Origin of the sequence: Actinosynnema sp. CA-299493, assembly GCF_050946825.1 — a bacterium.
Classification (GTDB): domain Bacteria; phylum Actinomycetota; class Actinomycetes; order Mycobacteriales; family Pseudonocardiaceae; genus Actinosynnema.
Map to the genome: position 1 here is coordinate 6,429,700 of NZ_CP191993.1, position 17,588 is coordinate 6,447,287.

Annotated in this window: 16 protein-coding genes and 1 pseudogene; 6 read left to right on the forward strand and 11 right to left on the reverse strand. The window is 69.1% G+C overall.

What is annotated here, in order from left to right; translation table 11 throughout:
• Positions 1–78: 78 nt before the first annotated feature.
• Positions 79–2,337: a hypothetical protein gene (locus ACQPYE_RS26715; RefSeq protein WP_498715249.1), complete on the forward strand. Its 2,259-nt coding sequence runs from the start codon at positions 79–81 to the stop codon at positions 2,335–2,337.
• 76 nt (positions 2,338–2,413) lie between these two features.
• Positions 2,414–2,725: a transposase gene (locus tag ACQPYE_RS26720; protein ID WP_498715250.1), complete on the forward strand. Its 312-nt coding sequence runs from the start codon at positions 2,414–2,416 to the stop codon at positions 2,723–2,725.
• Between the two features lie 176 nt (positions 2,726–2,901).
• Here ACQPYE_RS26720 and ACQPYE_RS26725 read toward each other — a convergent pair whose 3' ends face one another.
• Positions 2,902–3,939, reverse strand: a complete 1,038-nt coding sequence (locus tag ACQPYE_RS26725; protein ID WP_498722994.1) for a pentapeptide repeat-containing protein — start codon at positions 3,937–3,939, stop codon at positions 2,902–2,904.
• A 123-nt stretch (positions 3,940–4,062) separates the two neighbouring features.
• On the opposite strand from ACQPYE_RS26725, the gene ACQPYE_RS26730 reads away from it, so the two are divergent.
• Complete coding sequence (locus ACQPYE_RS26730; RefSeq protein ID WP_498715251.1) at positions 4,063–4,401, forward strand: hypothetical protein; 339 nt, start codon at positions 4,063–4,065, stop codon at positions 4,399–4,401.
• 93 nt (positions 4,402–4,494) lie between these two features.
• Here ACQPYE_RS26730 and ACQPYE_RS26735 read toward each other — a convergent pair whose 3' ends face one another.
• The 6 genes from ACQPYE_RS26735 to ACQPYE_RS26760 form a co-directional block, all read right to left on the reverse strand.
• Complete coding sequence (locus ACQPYE_RS26735) at positions 4,495–5,199, reverse strand: hypothetical protein (RefSeq protein WP_498715253.1); 705 nt, start codon at positions 5,197–5,199, stop codon at positions 4,495–4,497.
• 49 nt (positions 5,200–5,248) lie between these two features.
• Positions 5,249–6,316 (reverse strand): restriction endonuclease, encoded by a 1,068-nt coding sequence (locus ACQPYE_RS26740; RefSeq protein ID WP_498715255.1) that lies wholly within the window; start codon positions 6,314–6,316, stop codon positions 5,249–5,251.
• 227 nt (positions 6,317–6,543) lie between these two features.
• On the reverse strand, positions 6,544–6,741 hold the full coding sequence (locus tag ACQPYE_RS26745; RefSeq protein ID WP_498715256.1) for a hypothetical protein: 198 nt from the start codon (positions 6,739–6,741) through the stop codon (positions 6,544–6,546).
• Between the two features lie 360 nt (positions 6,742–7,101).
• Positions 7,102–7,770 (reverse strand): HNH endonuclease family protein, encoded by a 669-nt coding sequence (locus tag ACQPYE_RS26750; RefSeq protein WP_498715258.1) that lies wholly within the window; start codon positions 7,768–7,770, stop codon positions 7,102–7,104.
• Positions 7,771–8,114: 344 nt separating this feature from the next.
• On the reverse strand, positions 8,115–9,005 hold the full coding sequence (locus ACQPYE_RS26755; RefSeq protein WP_498715214.1) for an IS5 family transposase: 891 nt from the start codon (positions 9,003–9,005) through the stop codon (positions 8,115–8,117).
• A gap of 115 nt (positions 9,006–9,120) precedes the next feature.
• The gene (locus tag ACQPYE_RS26760) at positions 9,121–10,581 is read right to left on the reverse strand and encodes an NF041680 family putative transposase (RefSeq protein WP_498715260.1); all 1,461 of its coding nucleotides are present in this window, start codon (positions 10,579–10,581) and stop codon (positions 9,121–9,123) included.
• A 254-nt stretch (positions 10,582–10,835) separates the two neighbouring features.
• On the opposite strand from ACQPYE_RS26760, the gene ACQPYE_RS26765 reads away from it, so the two are divergent.
• Positions 10,836–11,719, forward strand: a protein-coding gene (locus tag ACQPYE_RS26765; RefSeq protein WP_498715262.1) for an IS5 family transposase whose coding sequence is annotated in 2 segments (ribosomal slippage) — positions 10,836–11,183 and positions 11,186–11,719 — 882 coding nt in all. Because the reading frame shifts where the segments join, the coding sequence is not laid out codon by codon here.
• 312 nt (positions 11,720–12,031) lie between these two features.
• Here ACQPYE_RS26765 and ACQPYE_RS26770 read toward each other — a convergent pair.
• The 4 genes and pseudogenes from ACQPYE_RS26770 to ACQPYE_RS26785 form a co-directional block, all read right to left on the reverse strand.
• Positions 12,032–12,397 carry a hypothetical protein gene (locus tag ACQPYE_RS26770; protein ID WP_498723100.1) on the reverse strand — a complete coding sequence of 122 codons (366 nt, stop codon included), beginning with the start codon at positions 12,395–12,397 and terminating at the stop codon, positions 12,032–12,034.
• Positions 12,398–12,425: 28 nt separating this feature from the next.
• Positions 12,426–13,007, reverse strand: a pseudogene (locus tag ACQPYE_RS26775) (DNA cytosine methyltransferase); the annotation flags it as partial.
• Positions 13,004–14,191 (reverse strand): TRM11 family SAM-dependent methyltransferase, encoded by a 1,188-nt coding sequence (locus tag ACQPYE_RS26780; protein WP_498715264.1) that lies wholly within the window; start codon positions 14,189–14,191, stop codon positions 13,004–13,006. The pseudogene ACQPYE_RS26775 and the gene ACQPYE_RS26780, both read right to left, overlap by 4 nt.
• On the reverse strand, positions 14,188–15,390 hold the full coding sequence (locus ACQPYE_RS26785) for a hypothetical protein (protein ID WP_498715265.1): 1,203 nt from the start codon (positions 15,388–15,390) through the stop codon (positions 14,188–14,190). The genes ACQPYE_RS26780 and ACQPYE_RS26785 overlap by 4 nt, the downstream gene beginning before the upstream one ends.
• Before the next feature lie 464 nt (positions 15,391–15,854).
• Between ACQPYE_RS26785 and ACQPYE_RS26790 the strand changes: the two genes are divergently transcribed.
• Both ACQPYE_RS26790 and ACQPYE_RS26795 read left to right on the forward strand, forming a co-directional pair.
• Positions 15,855–16,856: a hypothetical protein gene (locus ACQPYE_RS26790; protein WP_498715267.1), complete on the forward strand. Its 1,002-nt coding sequence runs from the start codon at positions 15,855–15,857 to the stop codon at positions 16,854–16,856.
• A gap of 194 nt (positions 16,857–17,050) precedes the next feature.
• Entirely contained in the window at positions 17,051–17,368 is a 318-nt protein-coding gene (locus ACQPYE_RS26795) for a pilin (protein ID WP_498715269.1), read from the forward strand.
• Positions 17,369–17,588: the final 220 nt, after the last annotated feature.

The window sequence follows — 17,588 nt, forward strand, 5'->3', positions numbered from 1 at the left end:
ACCATCCACGTGAGCCGATTACCAAGTGTGTTCGCAGACTACCTCGTAACCAGCCTAGCGCTCCGCACTCTGGCGACGATGTCGTACGAGTGGGTCCGCAACCGGCAGCAGATGCAGAACGGGCCGTTCAAGGTCTCGACGGACGAGCTTTTAACCGCAGCCAAGCAGGCGGTGCTGGCCGACCCCGCCACAGTCGACCTCGTCTCGGAGGTCGCGGCCGAGGAGATCGAGACAATCCTGACATCTGGGCGGGCGCTCGCGTCGATCAGTGCCACAGGACCGTTACGGCGTATCCGCGCGTCGGCTCGCAAACTGCACTCGATCCTGTCCGACGCGGCCGGAGACGCACTGCCTGCAGAGCAGCTCGCACTGCCGATCGACGAGTGGGAGGTGCGGCCCTCTCTGCGAGCGCTGCTGGTCGCGGCACGGGATACCGAGCAGTTCGTCGGTATCGAACAGGAGTGGCGGGCACAGCGCGAAGCGGCGGTGACAGCGATCGCACGCCACTTGCGGGCGACGTTGTTCATGACGCTCAACAACGCTCGTGGCAAGGACTACTCGACCACCATGCACGCGGCACCGGTAGTCGGGCTGACGGGCAGACCCAACCCCAGCCCGATCCCCGTAAGCACCGACGCCGTCGCGCGGATCGAGGCGATGATCAGGGACCGGCGGGGCGGCAGCATCGGGGTCGCGGGCCCTCGAGGGGTCGGGAAGACCACGTTCCTGCGGCACTTCACCGCCGACGGCGGGCCGACCGGCGCGCGCCGCGGTGTCATGGTGTCGGCACCGGTGGAGTACGACGCGCGCGAATTTGTGCTGTACCTGCACGCCGAGCTGTGCAAGATGATCACCGGCGCGACCGAACCGGCGAAGGCGTTGCCGAAGCTCCCGCCGAACAGGGACATGCCGCTGGCGACGGACATGCTCGCTGTGGCCGCGGCCGTCGGCGGCCTGGGTCTGCTTACGTTGGCCGTCCTGCGGCGCGTCGCCCAGCCCGCGCGGGAGTTCGCCGACTTGGGGGCTGGACTGTTGTTGCTCTCCCTGGTGGTGTCGGGTGTCCTCGGCGCTTCGGGGTTCTCTGCTGCGGGGTCGCTACGGTCGTGGTCGCGGGTGGCCGCGTGGACCGCCGCCGCGACGTTCAGCGGCGGCCTGGTCCTCTTCCTAGGCAACGGGGCGTGGGGACCGGCCGCGTCCCAGGTAATGTGGGCTCTCGGGCTGCTAGTGGTGCCACTGACGGTGTTCGCGTTGCGCAAGCAGTTGGCCCGGCGGCGCGCGGAGCACCCGGTGCCCGTGGACAAGGTTGTCGCCACGGCCGACAACCACTTCCGTGACATCCGTTACCAGCAGAGCTTCACCACGGAGCGCACGATGACGGTGAAGCTAGCCAACGGCGCCGTTCCGTTGGGTCTGGACCGCGCGGACAAGGCGGGCGCGACGTTGACCGAACGACCGAAGGGCCTGCCCGACCTGGTCGAGGATCTAATCGGGCTCATCACCACGATCTCGGAGCAGTGGCCGCTGATCGTCGGGATTGACGAGCTCGACAAGCTGCGGTCGGCGGCGAAGGCGGAGGAGTTCCTCAACGACATCAAGGGCATCTTCCGGGAACGGCAGTGCGTCTTCCTGGTGTCGGTCTCCGACGATGCCGCGGCCGGGTTCGAGCGGCGGGGCGTGCCCTTCCGCGATGTCTTCGACAGCACCTTCGATGACGTGATCACGCTGCGACACCTGGACCTGGCGGCGTCCCGTGACGTCCTCTACCGGCTGCTTCCGCAGTGGACCGAGCCGTTCATCGCGTTCTGTCACGTGTGGTCCGGTGGTCTCGCCCGGGACCTGGTTCGCGGCACGGGTCAGTTACTCGACCACCGCGACGTCGACGGCAACGTCGAACTCGCCGCAGTCATCCCAGCCATCTGCCGACGTGAGGTCGGCGCGCGCGTCGACGCCATCTGCCACGAACTTCTGCGCGACCCCACAGACAAGCACCGTATGGACCTGTTAGCCGAGATCGAGAAGGCTTATGGCATTGGCGATCCCGAGTCGTGGCTCGACCGTCATCGTGCGCTGCAGGCCTGGGCCGATACCCACGACCATGACGCGGCAGCCGCCGCACCGGTCACGTTGGCCCGTGAACTGGCCGGATTCGTGCTGCTGGCCAGGACGGTGCTGGACTTCTTCGACACAGACGCCGTCGCCCTGCGCCTCCAGCAAGCCACCCGCGACCCCACCCACCCGCTCGAAGCGATCGCTGTCGCCCGCCGGACGCTCGCCGTCACCCCGAAACCTGCCATCGACAGCATCTCGCGGTTTCGCAGTGCCTGGGGATTCCCCTGAGGTCGTTGATGAGGTTCCCCCGGTAGCTCGGAGTCACTTTCCAGACATGGTCCGAAGGGCCTGAAGGGAGTCGTCCGTGGCACTACCGAAGAAGTACCCCGACGAGTTGCGGGCTCGGGCTGTCCGGTTGTACCGGGAGTCGGACCCCAAGCCGGTGATCCGGCGCCTGGCCGAGCAGCTGGGCGTGCACCACGAGGCGTTGCGGAACTGGATCCGGCGGGACGAGGCCGACCGCGGCGAACGTGGCGACCGGCCCACCGCGACCGAGTCCGACGAGCTGCGCTGGCTGCGACGGGAGAACGCGGAACCCAAGCACGCCAACGAGATCCTGAAAACCGCGTCCGCGTTTTTCGTGGCGGAACTCGACCCGACCCGGCGACGGTCGTGAAGCTCGTCGAACAGCTTCGCGACCGCTTCGGGGTCGAGTTCGTCCTCCGGGTCCTCGGCGTCGCCTCCTCCACCTACCACGGCTGGGTGGCCCGACAGGCCGACCCTGTGTATGCCGATAACCTCATCCATGCAGGTGAGAAGCGTGTGCAGGGACAAGGGCTCGGGTAGCCACATTCAGACTTGCTCCCGGAGCAGTTGGGTCCAGCTGTCCCCTCCGTCGGGCAAGTCCTGGTGCCATTCCGGTGGCCACGTGGCCGTCTTGTCGGTACGTGCGGCGGCGTCGCCAAGGTCGATGCCCTCGGGTGTGGTGACGTCGACGAAGGACACGTTGCCGTGGAAGGTGGCCGAGCGGAGGTTGGCCTGGTAGCGGAACGTGGCGCGGTCGAAGGTGACGTCGCCGTGGAAGGTCGCGTCACGTAACCAGGTGGGGCCGGTGAACACCGCATCGGCGAACGAGGCCCGGCCGATGATCGTCACGCCGGCCATCCGGGTGTTGGGATGGATGCGGCAACCCACGAAGTTGGCGGTGATCAGTGTGGCGTTACCGAGGTAGACGTCCAGGTCGTCGCCCCAATAGTCCGGTATGGGCTGACCTTCGACCGCCGGTGGGCGGTGGACATGCGCACGGAGAAGACCCTGGACGGCGTAGCGGACCTCGACCTCCTGTCGACGTTCCCGGCGGTCCTGCTCCACGATCGGTTCGGCGCCCGCTTCCAGTTGCTGCGAGGTAAGTCGTTCGTCGGGGTCGAGGTAGGGCATGCGCAGGTAGGAGCACAACACGCTGACCACCGGGCGGCGCTGATCCGGATGGTCCTGGGCGAGGCGTTCCAAAGCGTAGAGCGCGGCCATCCGAACAGCCGCCTTGTCCGACCCGAGCATCTCGGACGCCTTGGTGTACAGGTCGGTCACCCGACGCTGCTCATTGTCGTGACGGGTATCGGAGGCGACCTGCTCCGTAGACCGTTGCCGACGCCACGCCAGATACAGCGCGACCGCCCCACCGCACGCGGCGGCGACACTCAACCCGATCTTGACGGCATCCAGCCGCGCGGCACTCAGATCACGGCCGGCCAACCCCGCGGTCGCGACGGCCCACAGCACCGCGGTCAGAAGCACCGCGACACCGACGCTGACAACAGCGCTCCACACCAACGCCCGACGGGGTAAGACGCCCGAGGTTCGATCGATCATGCCTCGTTGATAGCGCAGCACCGGCAAATAGGTATGCCATATCGGACTGCAGGTCGACAATCTGTCGCGGTTCCCGGCACGCCAGGGTGCGCCGGGACCGCCGAGCTGCTGGATCAACTCGCGGTGGCGGTCCAGGATGAGCGGGTGGACTTCGAGGATCTGAACACCGACAGGCTCAACGAGGCGGCCTGCTACTTCGCCGCAGGCGAGGCTGCCCGACGCACCCGCCATCCGATCGCGTTGCACGAGGACGGACGCAGGTGGCTACTGATCATCAACGGGCATCGTGCCCGGGTCTTCGCCCGGCGCACCGCCGCGGCCCGGCCGATGCGCCGCGGTACCGGCCAGGATGCCACCGACGCCCACTCGTTGGTCTTCGTCGACCTCTCCGAACCCACGCCGCGCTTCTACATCACCCCACCCGACGTGAGCGCCGGTCAGGTCGAGCAATGGCCCGACCGATGGGACCGATTCGACACCTGATCCGGCATAGACCTGCCTACCCTTGGAGGCCATCGTCGCAGCTCAGGCCGTCGTGGACGAGCCTTTGACCTCTATGGCATCGTGGAATCACAGTCAGCCACGAGGTTGCTTGTCGCCTTTGGCAGGTTCCTCGATCTTCACTGCAAGTAGTCGCATCCGACCGCCGACGGTGTGGTCGAGCATGGAGAAGTCGCGCCAGACCATCCGGTAGTGGCCGGTCAGGGTGATGGGCTGTTCGCGCCCTTTGGTCGTTCCGGCACCGGCCTGTGCCGACCAGGCCCGTTCGCCGCTGAGGGTGGCGTCTTCGTGGATTCGGAAGGCGTCGGCGGCGGTGGCGCGGAAGGTGGTCGGTGGCCGCCAGTCCAGGTCATCGTTGCTCCACAGCAGTACCAGGCCGTCACAGCCGGCCCTGGCGGCGACGAAGCGCTCCACGCGGGAGATGTCCTTGAGGAAGTCGTAGCGGCGGATGTCGTGGGCGCCCTGGTTGGGCAGGTCGAACCGCTCGCCCGCGACGGTCCCGCTCCAGCGCTTCTTCCAGTACTTGACCTCGATGGCGGTGGACCGGCCGAGGTCGGGGCGGTACAGCAGCAGGTCCAACCGCTCACGCACCGCCGGGTCAGGCCGGATCTCCAGCCGGACCTGCACGTGGGGGTGGAGCAGGTGCGCCTGCCAGGCCAGGGCGTGTTGCAGGTCGGCTTCGCTGTGGAAGACCGGGCGTGCGCGGGCGAGACCGGACAGCAGGTCGACCAGACGCATGCTTCCAGCGATCGTCGCGTCGTCGAACAGGTCGGTGTTCAAGAGTCGTCCTTTCCCGCGTGTACCTGCACGGGCGGTTGGTGGGGTGTCGTCAGCCGGTCTCCTCCACCAGGGTCCACACCTGCTTGAGCGGGAGGTCCGCCCGCAGGTTCGGCGGCAGCGCGGCGTAGTGCCGGAACACGCGGTCCAGGAGATCTTTGGAGTTCCAGACTTTGATGGCGAAGCGCTGGGTGGACAGGTACCGGCGGGCGTGGTCGGTGATGTCGCCCCAGGCGACGAGCAGGCCGATCGCGCCGTGGGCGGACATCGCGCCCTGCAGCTGCTGCACCACCGGCAGACCGACCCGTCCGGCCTCGGACTTGACCTGCACCACGAGCCTGGGCTCGCCCAGGCCGAGCGTTCCGGTGCCCGCGATGATGTCGACGCCCTGGTCGTTGCCTTCCGGGGAGACCTCACAGGTGAACCCGTCCGCTTCCAGCAGCGCGGCGGTGAGTTCGGCGAGGCGGTGTCCGGCGAAGGTCTCGATGAGGCGGCCGGCGATCCGGTCGGTGGCGTATTGCCCGATGTCCACGCCGAACTGCGCGGAGTCGGCGGCATCGTCGACCGTATCCCCGTCGGAGCCGGTATTCGTCCTGCTGGACTTGTCCGACGCCCTGGGGGGACGCGCACCGGGGTCACGGCCGTCGGTGAGCAATCGCTCGATCCGCCAGGCGGCGTCGTTGCGGGACACCTCGCAGATCGTGGAGAAGGCGCCGAGGGAGTACAGCAAGTCCTGTTTGATCGCCGTGCGCGGCAGATCGGTCACCAGCCACTGCACAGGCCGCACGTGCCGACGTTCAGGATCGGGCTCGGCGTCCAGGTAGCGGTACCGGTCGCCGATGCGGCCGATGGCGACGTGCGGGGAGGACTTCAACGGCATGACGACCAGGTCGCCGACACCGATCCGCTCCCGCAGCGCCCACAGCTGGGCGGTGAAGTTCCTGGCAGCCTGCTCTTTCGCCTCGGGCACGGCGGCCAGCACCGCCTCGAGCACCGCCTCACGGGTGGAAGCACCGCTTAGGTCGGCCACATCACCGAACCCGCCACCGGTGTGACCGGTGGTCAACGCCCACCGCTCACGCTCCCCCGCCTTGCCCGCCCGCGCTAACCACGCCCGCACCCAGACCTCCCATACCGCACAACCCGGATGGGTGAGCCTAGTACGAAGGCAGAGGCCTGATCGGCGGCGAAGAAGCCGATCAGGCCTGACCGACCATGGTGGCCGGAGCGCTCAGGCAAGCCTGGTCCGTGGCATGCCGGTGTCGATCCGGACGCGTCGTCTGCACCTCGGCCGAGTCGAATGGCAGATAGACCTCGGGTGGGAGCGCAGAAGGCGCGGCAGTCCCCTCACTCGTCGGCTTGGGCCTCCGCTACGAGGCGCAAACGGGCAAGGTCGTAGGGGTCGCCACGCCCTTCCCGCCCCGCGTCGAACACCGCCTGCCGCAGCGTCATGTCGGCCCACTCCGACGTAACCCCCAGGCCCGCAGCGTGGGCGAAGTAGTCAGCCTCGGCACGGCCGGCACCGGCATATAGATCGTTATCCACGTCCGAGAGAGTGGCGCATACCGCTGTTCGTCGCCATCCGAGCTCCGGCACATCGACTCGGTTGCATAAAACAGGAGATTTAGTCTGCACTGAAGAAATAGAGTGCACTACTCTACCGATTGGTTTCCTTCTCGCTCCCGTCCAGCCCTGGGCCGAAGGCACCAGCACGCGTGCACTACGACCCGATTCGGCCGCTTCGTAGACGGCTCACAGCGTCGCCTCGTGATTGCGGCCCGCTGCGGCTTGATCGGGCCTTCTTCACGGTCATCCTGGATCCGGCGATGCCGCTGCTGCCGAACAGTGGCGGTCACGCCACCGGCACGTGGATCCCGGTTCACCGTCCGGCCGGGTGGCGTGTGGTTACGCGGGTCGGACGGTGATGGGATCGTTCGGGCACTGCGCCGCTGTTGTGATCAGTGCGTCGTGTTCGATCGTGTCGACGGTCAAGCCCCAGCGCAGCTTCACCGTGACCCATTCGGCGACGTAGCGGCACACCGCAGGTGTGTGCAGTGGCAGCCAGGTGGCAGGGTCCCGGTCGGCTTTGCTGCGATTGGAGCGTGCGGTCACCGCTACCAGGGCGACGGGTTCGTCCAGGTCGTTGGCGTAGGACTGGCGGCGCTGTGCGGTCCAGTCGAAGGCGCCGCTGTCCCACGCCTCGGCCAACGGCACCATGTGGTCGATGTCCAACCCTTGAGGGCCGTCGACCTGGGTGTCGTCATAGTAGGAGTACCACCGACCTTCTGACAGGGTGCAGGGCGGTGCGACCTGCGGGGCGGTGGTCGCCTCCTGCAGCAGGACTTCAGCGCGGGTGGAGCAGCCGTCGCGGTCGGCGTCGATCCAGTGGCGGAACTTGGCGCGGTCGTAGCCGTCACGTATCTCATCGGCCACGACCAGGCGGGTGATCGCTTCGCGCAGTGGCACCGCCTCGGTGCGCGCCGTGTCGGTTTCCGCTGCGGCCTGCCCGGCTGCTGTCGCGAGCGCGATGCAGACCAACGCGATCGCCGCCAGCACTCGTCGATACGCCTTCATCGTGTCCCTTCGCCGTGACCGGACCTAATGGGTCCAGAAGTAGTAGCGGTGTCCTGTGACCGCCTGACGGCGAATGAGATTCCACCCGATGGTGAAGCGGAGGCCGGGGCGCGGGGCGAGGGTTGATCGCCTCGGGTGCCGCTGTCTTTGGCGACGTGCCGTCGTGGCATGGGGGTGGGGCCGGAGATAGGGTGTCTCGCTGTCGGCCCTCGGCGTGCGGTGATTCGTTTCCCCGACCGTGACCCCGTGCCGAGGGCTGCTCTCATCCCGAATACAGGTAGGCCTCGTCGCGCGACGGAGTTGATCGTGCTGTGGGCCGGCAGATGTAAGTAGCCGTTTCCGAGCTACGGGCGTTGGGCGAGTCGACGGCTGGTGATGCGGATCATGGACCAGCGGACCATGGCCTCGTGGTGGTGGGGTAGGCGTTCGTAGTCGCGGGCGCAGCGGCGGTGTCCGGTAATCCAGGCAAGGCTTCGCTCGACCACCCATCTCCTCGGCAGCACGGTGAAATACGGCACCTGCGGACGTTGGACGATCTCCACCATCAGGCCGAGGGTCTTGCGGGCCCAGTCGAGGAGCGGGCCGGTGTAGCCGCCGTCGGCCCACACCAGTGCGGCCCGTTTCCCGGCGGTGTCGCGCAGGCGGCGCAGCAGGCTGCGGGCGGCGACCCGGTCCTGCGTCGAGGCGGGCGTGACCAACACGGCCACCAGCAAACCCAGGGTGTCCACGACGATGTGCCGCTTGCGGCCTTGGACCTTCTTCCCACCGTCCCAACCCCGCGTGGCCCGGCTCACGGTCTCCGCTGCGCGCACCGACTGCGAGTCCATCACCGCCGCCGACGGCGCCGCCACCCGGCCCTCGGCCAGGCGGACCCGGTCACGCAACGCGTCGAGCAGCCGCTGCGACGCACCCGCCTTCTCCCACGCGGCGAAACGCTTATAGACCGTCTGCCACGGAGGGAAGTCCGCGGGCAGGGCCCGCCACTTGATGCCATTGTCGACCACGTACAGGATGGCGTCCACGATGACCCGTCGGCAGTGCTTCTCCCACCGCCCGCCCCGACCGGCCAGGCACGCCGGATCGGGCAACAGCGGATCCAGCTCGGCCCACTGGGCGTCGGTGACGTCGGTGGGATAACGACCCGTCCGTCGTCGGGTGGGCTGGTGGGACGCGGCCAGACGACAGCAGGGAGTACCCGCGGTGGAACCGCCCGCGGGGATCGGGCACGATAACAACGGAACTCCTGGTGGAACGGCGCATAGACACCGTCCGATCTACCAGGAGTTCCTTGTGTCCGCACCAAAGGCCCTCCACCAGCCCAAGCTCGGAAACAGCTACTAAGCTTGTCTTTTAACCTGTTCGGCGGGGTTTGGTGCCCTTCTTGTGGTGGGCCGGTCGGGTGTGTGCCTGGCCGGTGGCCAGGAGTAGGCCGACGTCGAAGCGTTGCGCGATGACACGGTTCTTCGATCCGGCCGGTCGCCCTGGGCCGGGCCGGACAGGTTTGGGTGCTGCTGCTGGGCGGGCGATCTTCGTGTGGAGGTTGCGGAACCCGCGCCGGACGCGGGCTGGGGTGAGTTTGGCGGGTTCGGCGGGGCGTTCCCAGGGGTGGCGTAGGTCGGCGACCAGCGGACGGGCCAGGCGGAGTTGGGTGTGGGCGGCGAGGATCAGCCAGGTCCACCTGTCGGCCTCGGGGTCGCGCAGTCGGGGTCTGGTCCAGCCGAGGGTCTGCTTGAGCATGCGGAAGGTGTGCTCGATGTCGAAGCGCCGCAGGAACATCTGCCACCACCGGTCGACCTGCGCGGGGTCGGCGTCGATGCCGGAGCACCATAGCCAGACGGGTTTGTTCACCCCGCCGGAGGGCAGTCGCTGCACCGTCAGGCGGATGACGGTGCCCTCGATGATCGGCAGTGGCGCGGTGTGGTCGATCCAGGCGGCCTGGCGGGTCAGGCGTGGGTGCAGCCGGTTCCATGCCTGTGCGGTGGCGGTGCCGTAGAGGCGGGTGTCGGTGCTGGTGGTCACGTGTTCAGTGCCCCAGGTGGTCGGGTCGCCGAAGACGAACTCGCCGCCGTGCTTGGGAAAGCGTCCGCCCAGCGGGTTGTGGACCCGGGGTGGGGTCGGGCGGCGCAGCACCCGGTCCGACCGCATCCGCCCCAGCACCAGCACCGGCAGATCGGCCAGCAGGTAGGCGATGCGGGGGGCGTCGTAGCCGGCGTCGAGCACCACCAGGATCTCCGGATCGCCCTGCTTCCACTGGCCGGCGGCGATGAGTCGTTGGACCACGCCGCGCAGCTGGGCGACAGTGACCGCGGCGAGGTCGGCGCCGGGCGCAAGGCGGACCGCGTCCAGCAGCGCGGTCCACGAGGTGCCGCCGGTTTCCAGCGCGGCCACGAACGAGTACGGCCATCCCGGGATCATGCGGTGCTCGCCCTTGCCGCGCCCGTAGACGTGGCAGAACGCGCGGTCCGGACAGGTCGCGCCGTCCGGCCGCAGCCACGGTGAGACGTCGACCGCGAGCACCAGGCGGCCGTCTGCCGCCCGCGGTAACGGCATCCCGGCCAGCGCGTCACGCAACCGGTCGACCTCGATGCGGCCGTTGTTGACCGCGTCGTAGAGGCCGCCGTGCCCGCGCCGGTGCTCCGGTGCCAGCGACAACCCCACCAGGGTCCGTACCGGCCCGTCGGTGCACAGCACGGCGTCGGTCAGCTCGAACAACCCGTCCGCCCGGCGGGTCAGGCAACGGTGGAACTCTCGCCGGAACCCGGACAACGCCCCGAGCGCCGGCCCGGAGTCGAGATGGTGCACACTGATCACGCAGCCCTTTGGTCGATCATCCTTCTGTCGCAAGAGTGATGATCAACCAAGGGCTGCTTCCATGATCAACCGGGGTGCACATCACCGACCGGGACCTAAAAAGACAAGCTAAGCGATCTTGGTTTGCGGGTCTGTCGCTGTTGGCGGTTGTGGTGTTTATGCCGCGCCAGCGTTTCGGCTTGTCGCGGGTTGGTGGTCGGTGTCTAGGGCGTGTCCGCCGGAACGTTGATCGTGGGGTTTGATCAAATTGTGTTGTGGCGCGTGGTGATCTGACGGATGCGGAGTGGGCGGTCCTGGAGCCGTTGCTTCCCGGTCCGAGGCCTGGGCGGGGTGGCCGGTGGGGTGACCGTCGGCGGGTGGTCGACGGGATCCTGTGGCGGATGCGGACGGGCGCGCCGTGGCGGGATCTGCCGGAGCGGTACGGGCCGTGGAAGACCTGTTACGAGCGTTATCGCCGGTGGGCGGTCGACGGGACGTGGGCGCGGCTGAAGCGGCAGGTCCAGGGTCGTGCCGAGGCCGGGGGCGACATCGACTGGGACGCGCAGGCCGACTCCACGATCGTGCGCGCCCACCAGCACGCGGCCGGTGCCCGAAAAGGGGGCTGAGTCCGGAGGAATCGCGGGCAGCCCAAGGGCTGGGCCGGTCCCGGGGCGGGCTCACGTCCAAGATCCACACTATCGCGGACGGCCGGGGCCGCTCACTGTCGACCCATGTCACTCCCGGCCAGGCCGCGGACACGAAGCGGTTGGAGGCGCTGTTGGAGGGCATCTCCGTGCCCCGGCCCGGTGGCGCGGGCCGGCCGCGCAAGCGTCCGGACTCGCTGACCGCGGACAAGGCCTACGGCAGCAGGGCGAACCGGGCCTCGCTGCGGCGCCGGAAGATCAAGGCGGTGATTCCCCAGCGGCGGGATCAAGTCGCCAACCGGCTGCGCAAGGGATCGGCCGGTGGACGGCCCCCGTCCTTCGATGCCGATGCCTACAAGCGGCGCAACCAGGTCGAACGGGGATTCAACCGCCGCAAGCAGTTCCGCGCCCTCGCGACCCGCTACGACAAGCTCGCCCTGCACTGGCAGGCCACCAACGACATCGTCGAGACCATCGACTGGATCCGAGCCGCCCCAGACAAACCCCGATCATGACCCGGCGGACACGCCCTAGTAGTTCGGCGAGGTCGTCGAGCAGCAGTGATACCGCGTGGGCGGCCTGGTGGGGAATCACTCCGTTGCCCAGTGCCCGCAGTTGGGCGGTGCGGGGCAGTGGGAGGTCGGTGACCCACCCGCGGGGTAGGCCCATGAGGTGCTCGACGAAGGTGGGTGCGAGTACGGGGCGGCCGTGGTTGCCCGGTTGCGTCGGGTGCGGTGTCGGGCGGCCGAGCACGGTTTCCCAGCGGCGGATCGCCGCCTCGTAGGCGTCCCAGTGCGCCGCCGCCGTGTGAGCCGATACGGGGAGGGTTACGTCGGGAACGGTTGCGAGTGGTCCTCGGTGTCGTCGTCGGTTGTCGGGGTGATCAGGCGGATGACCGCCGAGGGCAGCATCAGGTCGCCTTTCGAGCCGCGCTGCGCCGGGCAGCCTTTCGTCCCGTCCGTGGCGCGCGGTGTCGGCAGCAGGGGCTGTCGGTCCGCCAGTGGCAGTACCTGCTGGGACAGCGGTGGCCGGAATCCCCGCCCGGCTTTGCGGCCGGTCGTCCCGGTGTCCGAGGCCCTGGGTGTGGGCAGCAGCCGTACCCGATCCGGTAGTGGGTGGACGCCGGTGTGGATGCGGTGCGTGCGACTCTGGGCGTCGAAGGCGGTCGGGGTGGACGGCGGTGCCGAGGTCACGTCGCCAGGCGAGCAGGAACACGCGTTCACGGCGGTGCGGGGCTCCGATGTCGGCGGCGCGGACGCTACGCCATGCCGCGTCGTACCCCGCTTCGGCCAGGTCGCCGAGTACACGGTGGAGTCCTCCGCCTTTCCAGCGAAGCGCGGCGACGTTCTCCAGCACGACGTGCGTTGGTCGTAGTACGCGAAGGCCTGCCACGATGTCGGTCCAGAGGCCACTGCGGTGCCCTTTCTCGATGCCCGCGCGCTTGCCGGCGGCGGAGACGTCCTGGCAGGGCCAGCCCGCCACCACGACGTCGACGGGTTCGACCGCTGCCCAGTCGATGTGCCGCAGGTCGCCGAGGTTCGGGATGCCCGGCATCCGGGCGGCGAGGATCTGCGTGATGTGCGAGTCGGGGTCGGCGACCCAGGCGATCCGGCCGCCGCCGAGCGCGGTCAGCACGCCGAGGTCGAGCCCGCCGTAGCCGGTGCACAGCGACCCTATGGCGGGGCCGGGCTCGGCGGCCGGTGGCTCCGGGTGCCTCTGTCCCGGTGCCACCGTCGGGGTCGGGGCGATCGCGAGCGTGGGAGCCTTTCGCTCGCGTGGCGACCGATGTGGTCGGCCGGTCATGCCGCCCGACTCTCCGGCGTGCTCAGGTCCGTATTCGGGTTCGCGGTGTCCTGCGTTCCTCCGGTGACCGATGCTCTGGATTCGGGGAGAGCCGTCACGCCCGCTGAGGGCGAACCTGTGCCATTCAGGGGCGTCCTGAGGATCAGTACGTCCTCGTGTGCGATCAGGTGCAGGGGTAGCCCGGCTTCGCGTTGTTTGCGGATGAAGTCGCGTTGGAAGAACGAGCCCCTGGGTACGAGGTCGTGTTCGGCCGCGCGTGCGAGCAGGGCGACGCAGCGTTCGACGGGGATGAGTCCGGCGGCGCGTCCGCAGGCGAGGATCTGGGAGGGCAGGTCGATGAGTTCGGCGTGTTCGCGCCAGGGGCGGATGGTGATGGCGATGTGTCCGCCGGGGCGCAGGAAGGTGGTGAGTCCGGTGAGGATGCGGGTGAATCCGGCGAGCAGGCGGTGGTGGCCGATGTTGGCGAGGTTGCCGCGGTCGAGGGTGTTGCCGTAGAGGTGGTGGTACTTCTGCACTCCGACGCCGGGTATCGCCGAGACCTGTCCGTGGGTGGAGGGCCCGTACGGCGGCGAGGTGACCACCAGTGCGGCCTGCCCGAGGTATTCCGGTGGTAGCAGTGAGGTGATGCGGCGGGCGTCGCCGTGGAACACCCGGCCCTCGTGGGTGACGCCGGTGTGGTGGGCGAGGGCGAGGTTGGCGCGGGAGACCTCGATCCAGTGGGGTTCGTACTCGACCCCGACGGCGCGGCGTCCGGCGTGCAGGGCCTCGACGAGGGTGGTGCCGATGCCGCACATCGGGTCGAGCACCAGGTCTCCGGGCGCGGTGTAGTGGCCGATCGCGTAGGCGGCGACGGCGGGGAGCATCTTGGCCGGATGAGCGGTCGACTCGGCCGTGTAGCGGCCTTTGCGCTGCGCGCCCGGTGAGGTCTGCGCGGTCGTCCACACCGACACCGGAGACTCCTCCACGGCGTCCTCGGCGGAGCGGTTCGGCGTGGTGTCGACGCGGTCGACGGCGGCGCGCGGGACTCGCCGGGTGGGCCCGTCGGCCGCGCCCGCAATGCGGGTCCGGGTCGGGTAGACGCGTGTGTCGGAGGCGGTGCGGAGGACGTCGTCGTCGGCCACGGGTGTACCTTCCTGACGAGTGGTCGGGGCCTGCGCGGGGTTCGGGATCGGGACGCTGGTCATCGGATGACTCCGGGGTCGACCACTGCGGTGCCCGCGGCCTGGCGGGGTGGTTCGTAGTCGTGCTGCTGTCCGAACACGAGTAGGTCCGAGTGGATTCGGCGATGCGGCGTGGGCAGCCCGCGCACGGCCGCGCGGTGTCGGGCGCGCGTGTCGTCCTCGGCCGTCGGACTGTCGAGTCCGGTGAGCGCTTCGGAGCCGAACCGGCCGGCGCGCACCGGCGCGTGCAGGGCGACGATGTGCTGGAGGTAGAGCAGGTCGGCGTTCTGCGCCGCGGCCACCACTGCTCCGGTCGGATCGGTCAGCTCACCGCTCGTCCAGTCGCAGTGCGTGAGCACGGCGAGGATCCCGCCGACCCGTAGCAGCCGTGCCGCGACCAGTGCCACGAGGTCGCCGGCGTGGTCTCCGCCGTGCTGGGGACGCAGGCTTGTGATGATCAGGTCCGTGGCCGCCGGCGGGACGTCGGGGTCGTCGGGCACACGGTCGCCGATGTCGGAACGCGACGATGCCGAGACGGTCGAGCGTGGCGCATCGGGGTTGCCGACGAGGTCGTCCCAGAACGGTCGCGACGCCGGACCGATGGTGGTGGGATCCGCCGTCACGCGCACCACACGGCCTGTCCGGCGGAGGCCTTCGACGGCGGCGAGCGCGTCGGCCAACACGCCGTCGGGGTCGGTCGGTGGCGTGTTGTCGACCGTCCTGTCATCGCCTGCCGGCGTGCGCGGGGAGGTGTCGCCTGGGGTCGGCCAGGGCAGCAGCACGACCTGTCCGCCGGGCTTGCTGAACGCGCGGACGATCTTGCCGATGATCGGTGTGGGCCAGGTGGTGTCGAGGTCGATCGGAGCCGGGCCGGCCGTCCACACCGTCGCCGGTGTCGGCGTCGCGGCCGCGTCACGTGACCGCGACCGGGTGCGTTCGGAGCCGGGTTTGGCGGGGCTGACCCTGGTGGTGGTCGGGGCGGTCGGGTAAGGGCGGCGGTTCCCGTCCAGGTGGCGGCGCGAACTGATGCCCGCTGGGCGGGTGGTGTCGTCGCGGCGCGTCGGGCCGCGACGTGCGGGGTGGTCGGGCTGGGTCATGGATTCCTCGCAGAGAAGTCGGGATGCGGGGCGAACGCGGCGCGCTCGTACACCCTCGACTCCGAAATCCGGACTGTTTTTCAACAACCTGTACCCGGATTTCTTGAGGCCCCCTCCGGCGCTCATGAGTGATCACACGCAGAGGGTCCTTATGTACGCCCGTGCCGAGGGCCGGAGAGCACAGTCGGAAGAAGTCGCCGGAGCGGCTCGATTGCTCGCGTCTCGGAAGAAAACGCATGACACCACGGTGCGGCTTGAGCTCGCGACCCTCGCCACCGGAACGCCACCAGATTGCCACCGATCTCCTGTTCCGCCTGGTTGAGCGCGGTTTCCGCTGGACATCGGATGATCTTGGGCACCGGCCGAGAAGTCACGGGAAGGCACGCCAGGTGATCTTGACAGTGGCTCGGCATGACCTTTCGAGGTACCCGGTGGCGGTTCGGTGGCTTTTCGGATGCGGTTTCGTGGCATTGCCGTGGACGTGACCTGGCTTCCTTGTGTGGTCGTTGTTGGTCGATCACACAAGGAGTCTCGCCATGGCGAAACGTCACCTGTTGAACTGTGTTCCTCTAGGGCGCGATTGTCTGCCGTTGGATGCGGCGAGGACGGCATTCGAGTGGCTGGTCACCGGCCCGGATCCGCTCTCGGTCGAGGGTCGGCGGTTCCCTGGTCTGCCGCGGCGGCGGGTGCCGCTGGACGAGCTGCGGGAGCTGCTGCTGGATCACGCGCTGCCGATGTCGACGGTGGATCCGGTCTGGGTGCATCTGGTCACGCGCTCACGCGACGAGGGCGGCGCGGCGACGGTGGGCTGTGTCGGGGTCGCGCTGCCGGCGTTGTTCGCCATCGCGGCCGAGCTGTGCGGGCCGTTCGCCGACGAGCACCACGACATCCATGCGGCGGTGCTGACCGGGTTCCTGTCCGAGTTGGCCCGTGCGGACCTGGACAGGCCGTGGGTGATGTGGCGGCTGCGGTGCGCGGCGTTGCGCGCGGGACACCTGTTCATCCGCGACGCGTTGGAGAGCCCGACTCCGTCGGAGGAGGACTTCCACTCCGGCGAGCCGGCCCGGCCGTGGGGGCATGAGGATTTCGTGCTCGCCCGCGCGGTGGCCGAGGGCGTGATGACCGGGGCGCAGGCCGAGCTGATCGGCTCCACCCGCCTGGAGCCGGAGTACACGCTGCGCCAGGCCGCCGTGGACCGGGGCGTGAGCTACAAGGCGATCGAGCAGGTCCGCCGCCGGGCGGAGCGCAGGCTGGTGGCCTGGCTCGCCGAGCAGGCCCCGTACGACGACCCCGGCGACCGACGTGAACGCGATGTGGAGATCCGGGCGGTCAGCGCGGTCACGATCACCGCCGCCGTCCGCGAAGCCACGTCCCCGTCGACAACCATACCCCGACAGTCACGCATGGTGACCGCTCGTGGTGGCGGGTCGGCGAAAGAAGTCCGGCGAAGCGTGTTGAAAAACGCCCCGGATTCCGGAGTCGAGGGCTGCGGGAGACGAGCGGTCGCTCCCGCGCACATCACCTCGCCCGACCGTCCGACCGGAACCACGCGGACGTCGAGCACGACTCCGGAGGAACCCCGATGCGCCTGACACGTCCACCGGCCAACCGCCCGTCCGATCGCCGGAACAACGGCCACCGGCCGGGCCACAAACCTGTCGCCCGTCGGTCCGCGACGACTCGGCCAGACCGGTCCGGTGCGTCGCGATCGACTGCCGGCACACCGGCCACACCTCCGAGGTGTGCCGCTCCGACGCGGTGGCGCACCACCGTCGCCCGGCGGCTCGTGGCGGCGGCGGAACTGGTGGTCGGGCTCGTCGTCGTCCTGCCCGTGTCGTCGGCTCATGCGGACACCGCGGTGCTCGCGGTCGCTGGCAGCGTCGACGAGGTCCTGACCAACATCCGCAATTGGTTGATGGGCATCCTGGCCGGACTGGCGACGGTGTTCCTGACCGTCGGTGGTGTGCGGCGGGTGTTCGGCGGCGGCGATCCCGGCGAGCAGGAGAAGGCGAAGACCGCGTTCAAGTCCGCCGGGATCGGCTACGGGTTGGCCGCGCTCGCCCCGCTGGTCGTCTCGGTGCTCAAGGGCATCGTGGGCGCCTAGCCATGGCCACCACCACACCCACCGTGTGCCGGCACCGGCAGCCCCCGTGCGACGAGTCCCCCATCATCGTCGCGGCCCCGGTGTCGCCGGGTGATAGCGGCGGCCTTGCACAGCAGACGATCGGGCGTCGACGACGCACGGTGTGGGTGTTGTTGGCCGGTGTGGTCGCGGTGCTGGGCTGCACCCTGGTGCTGTCGGCGTCCGCGCAGCCGACGACACC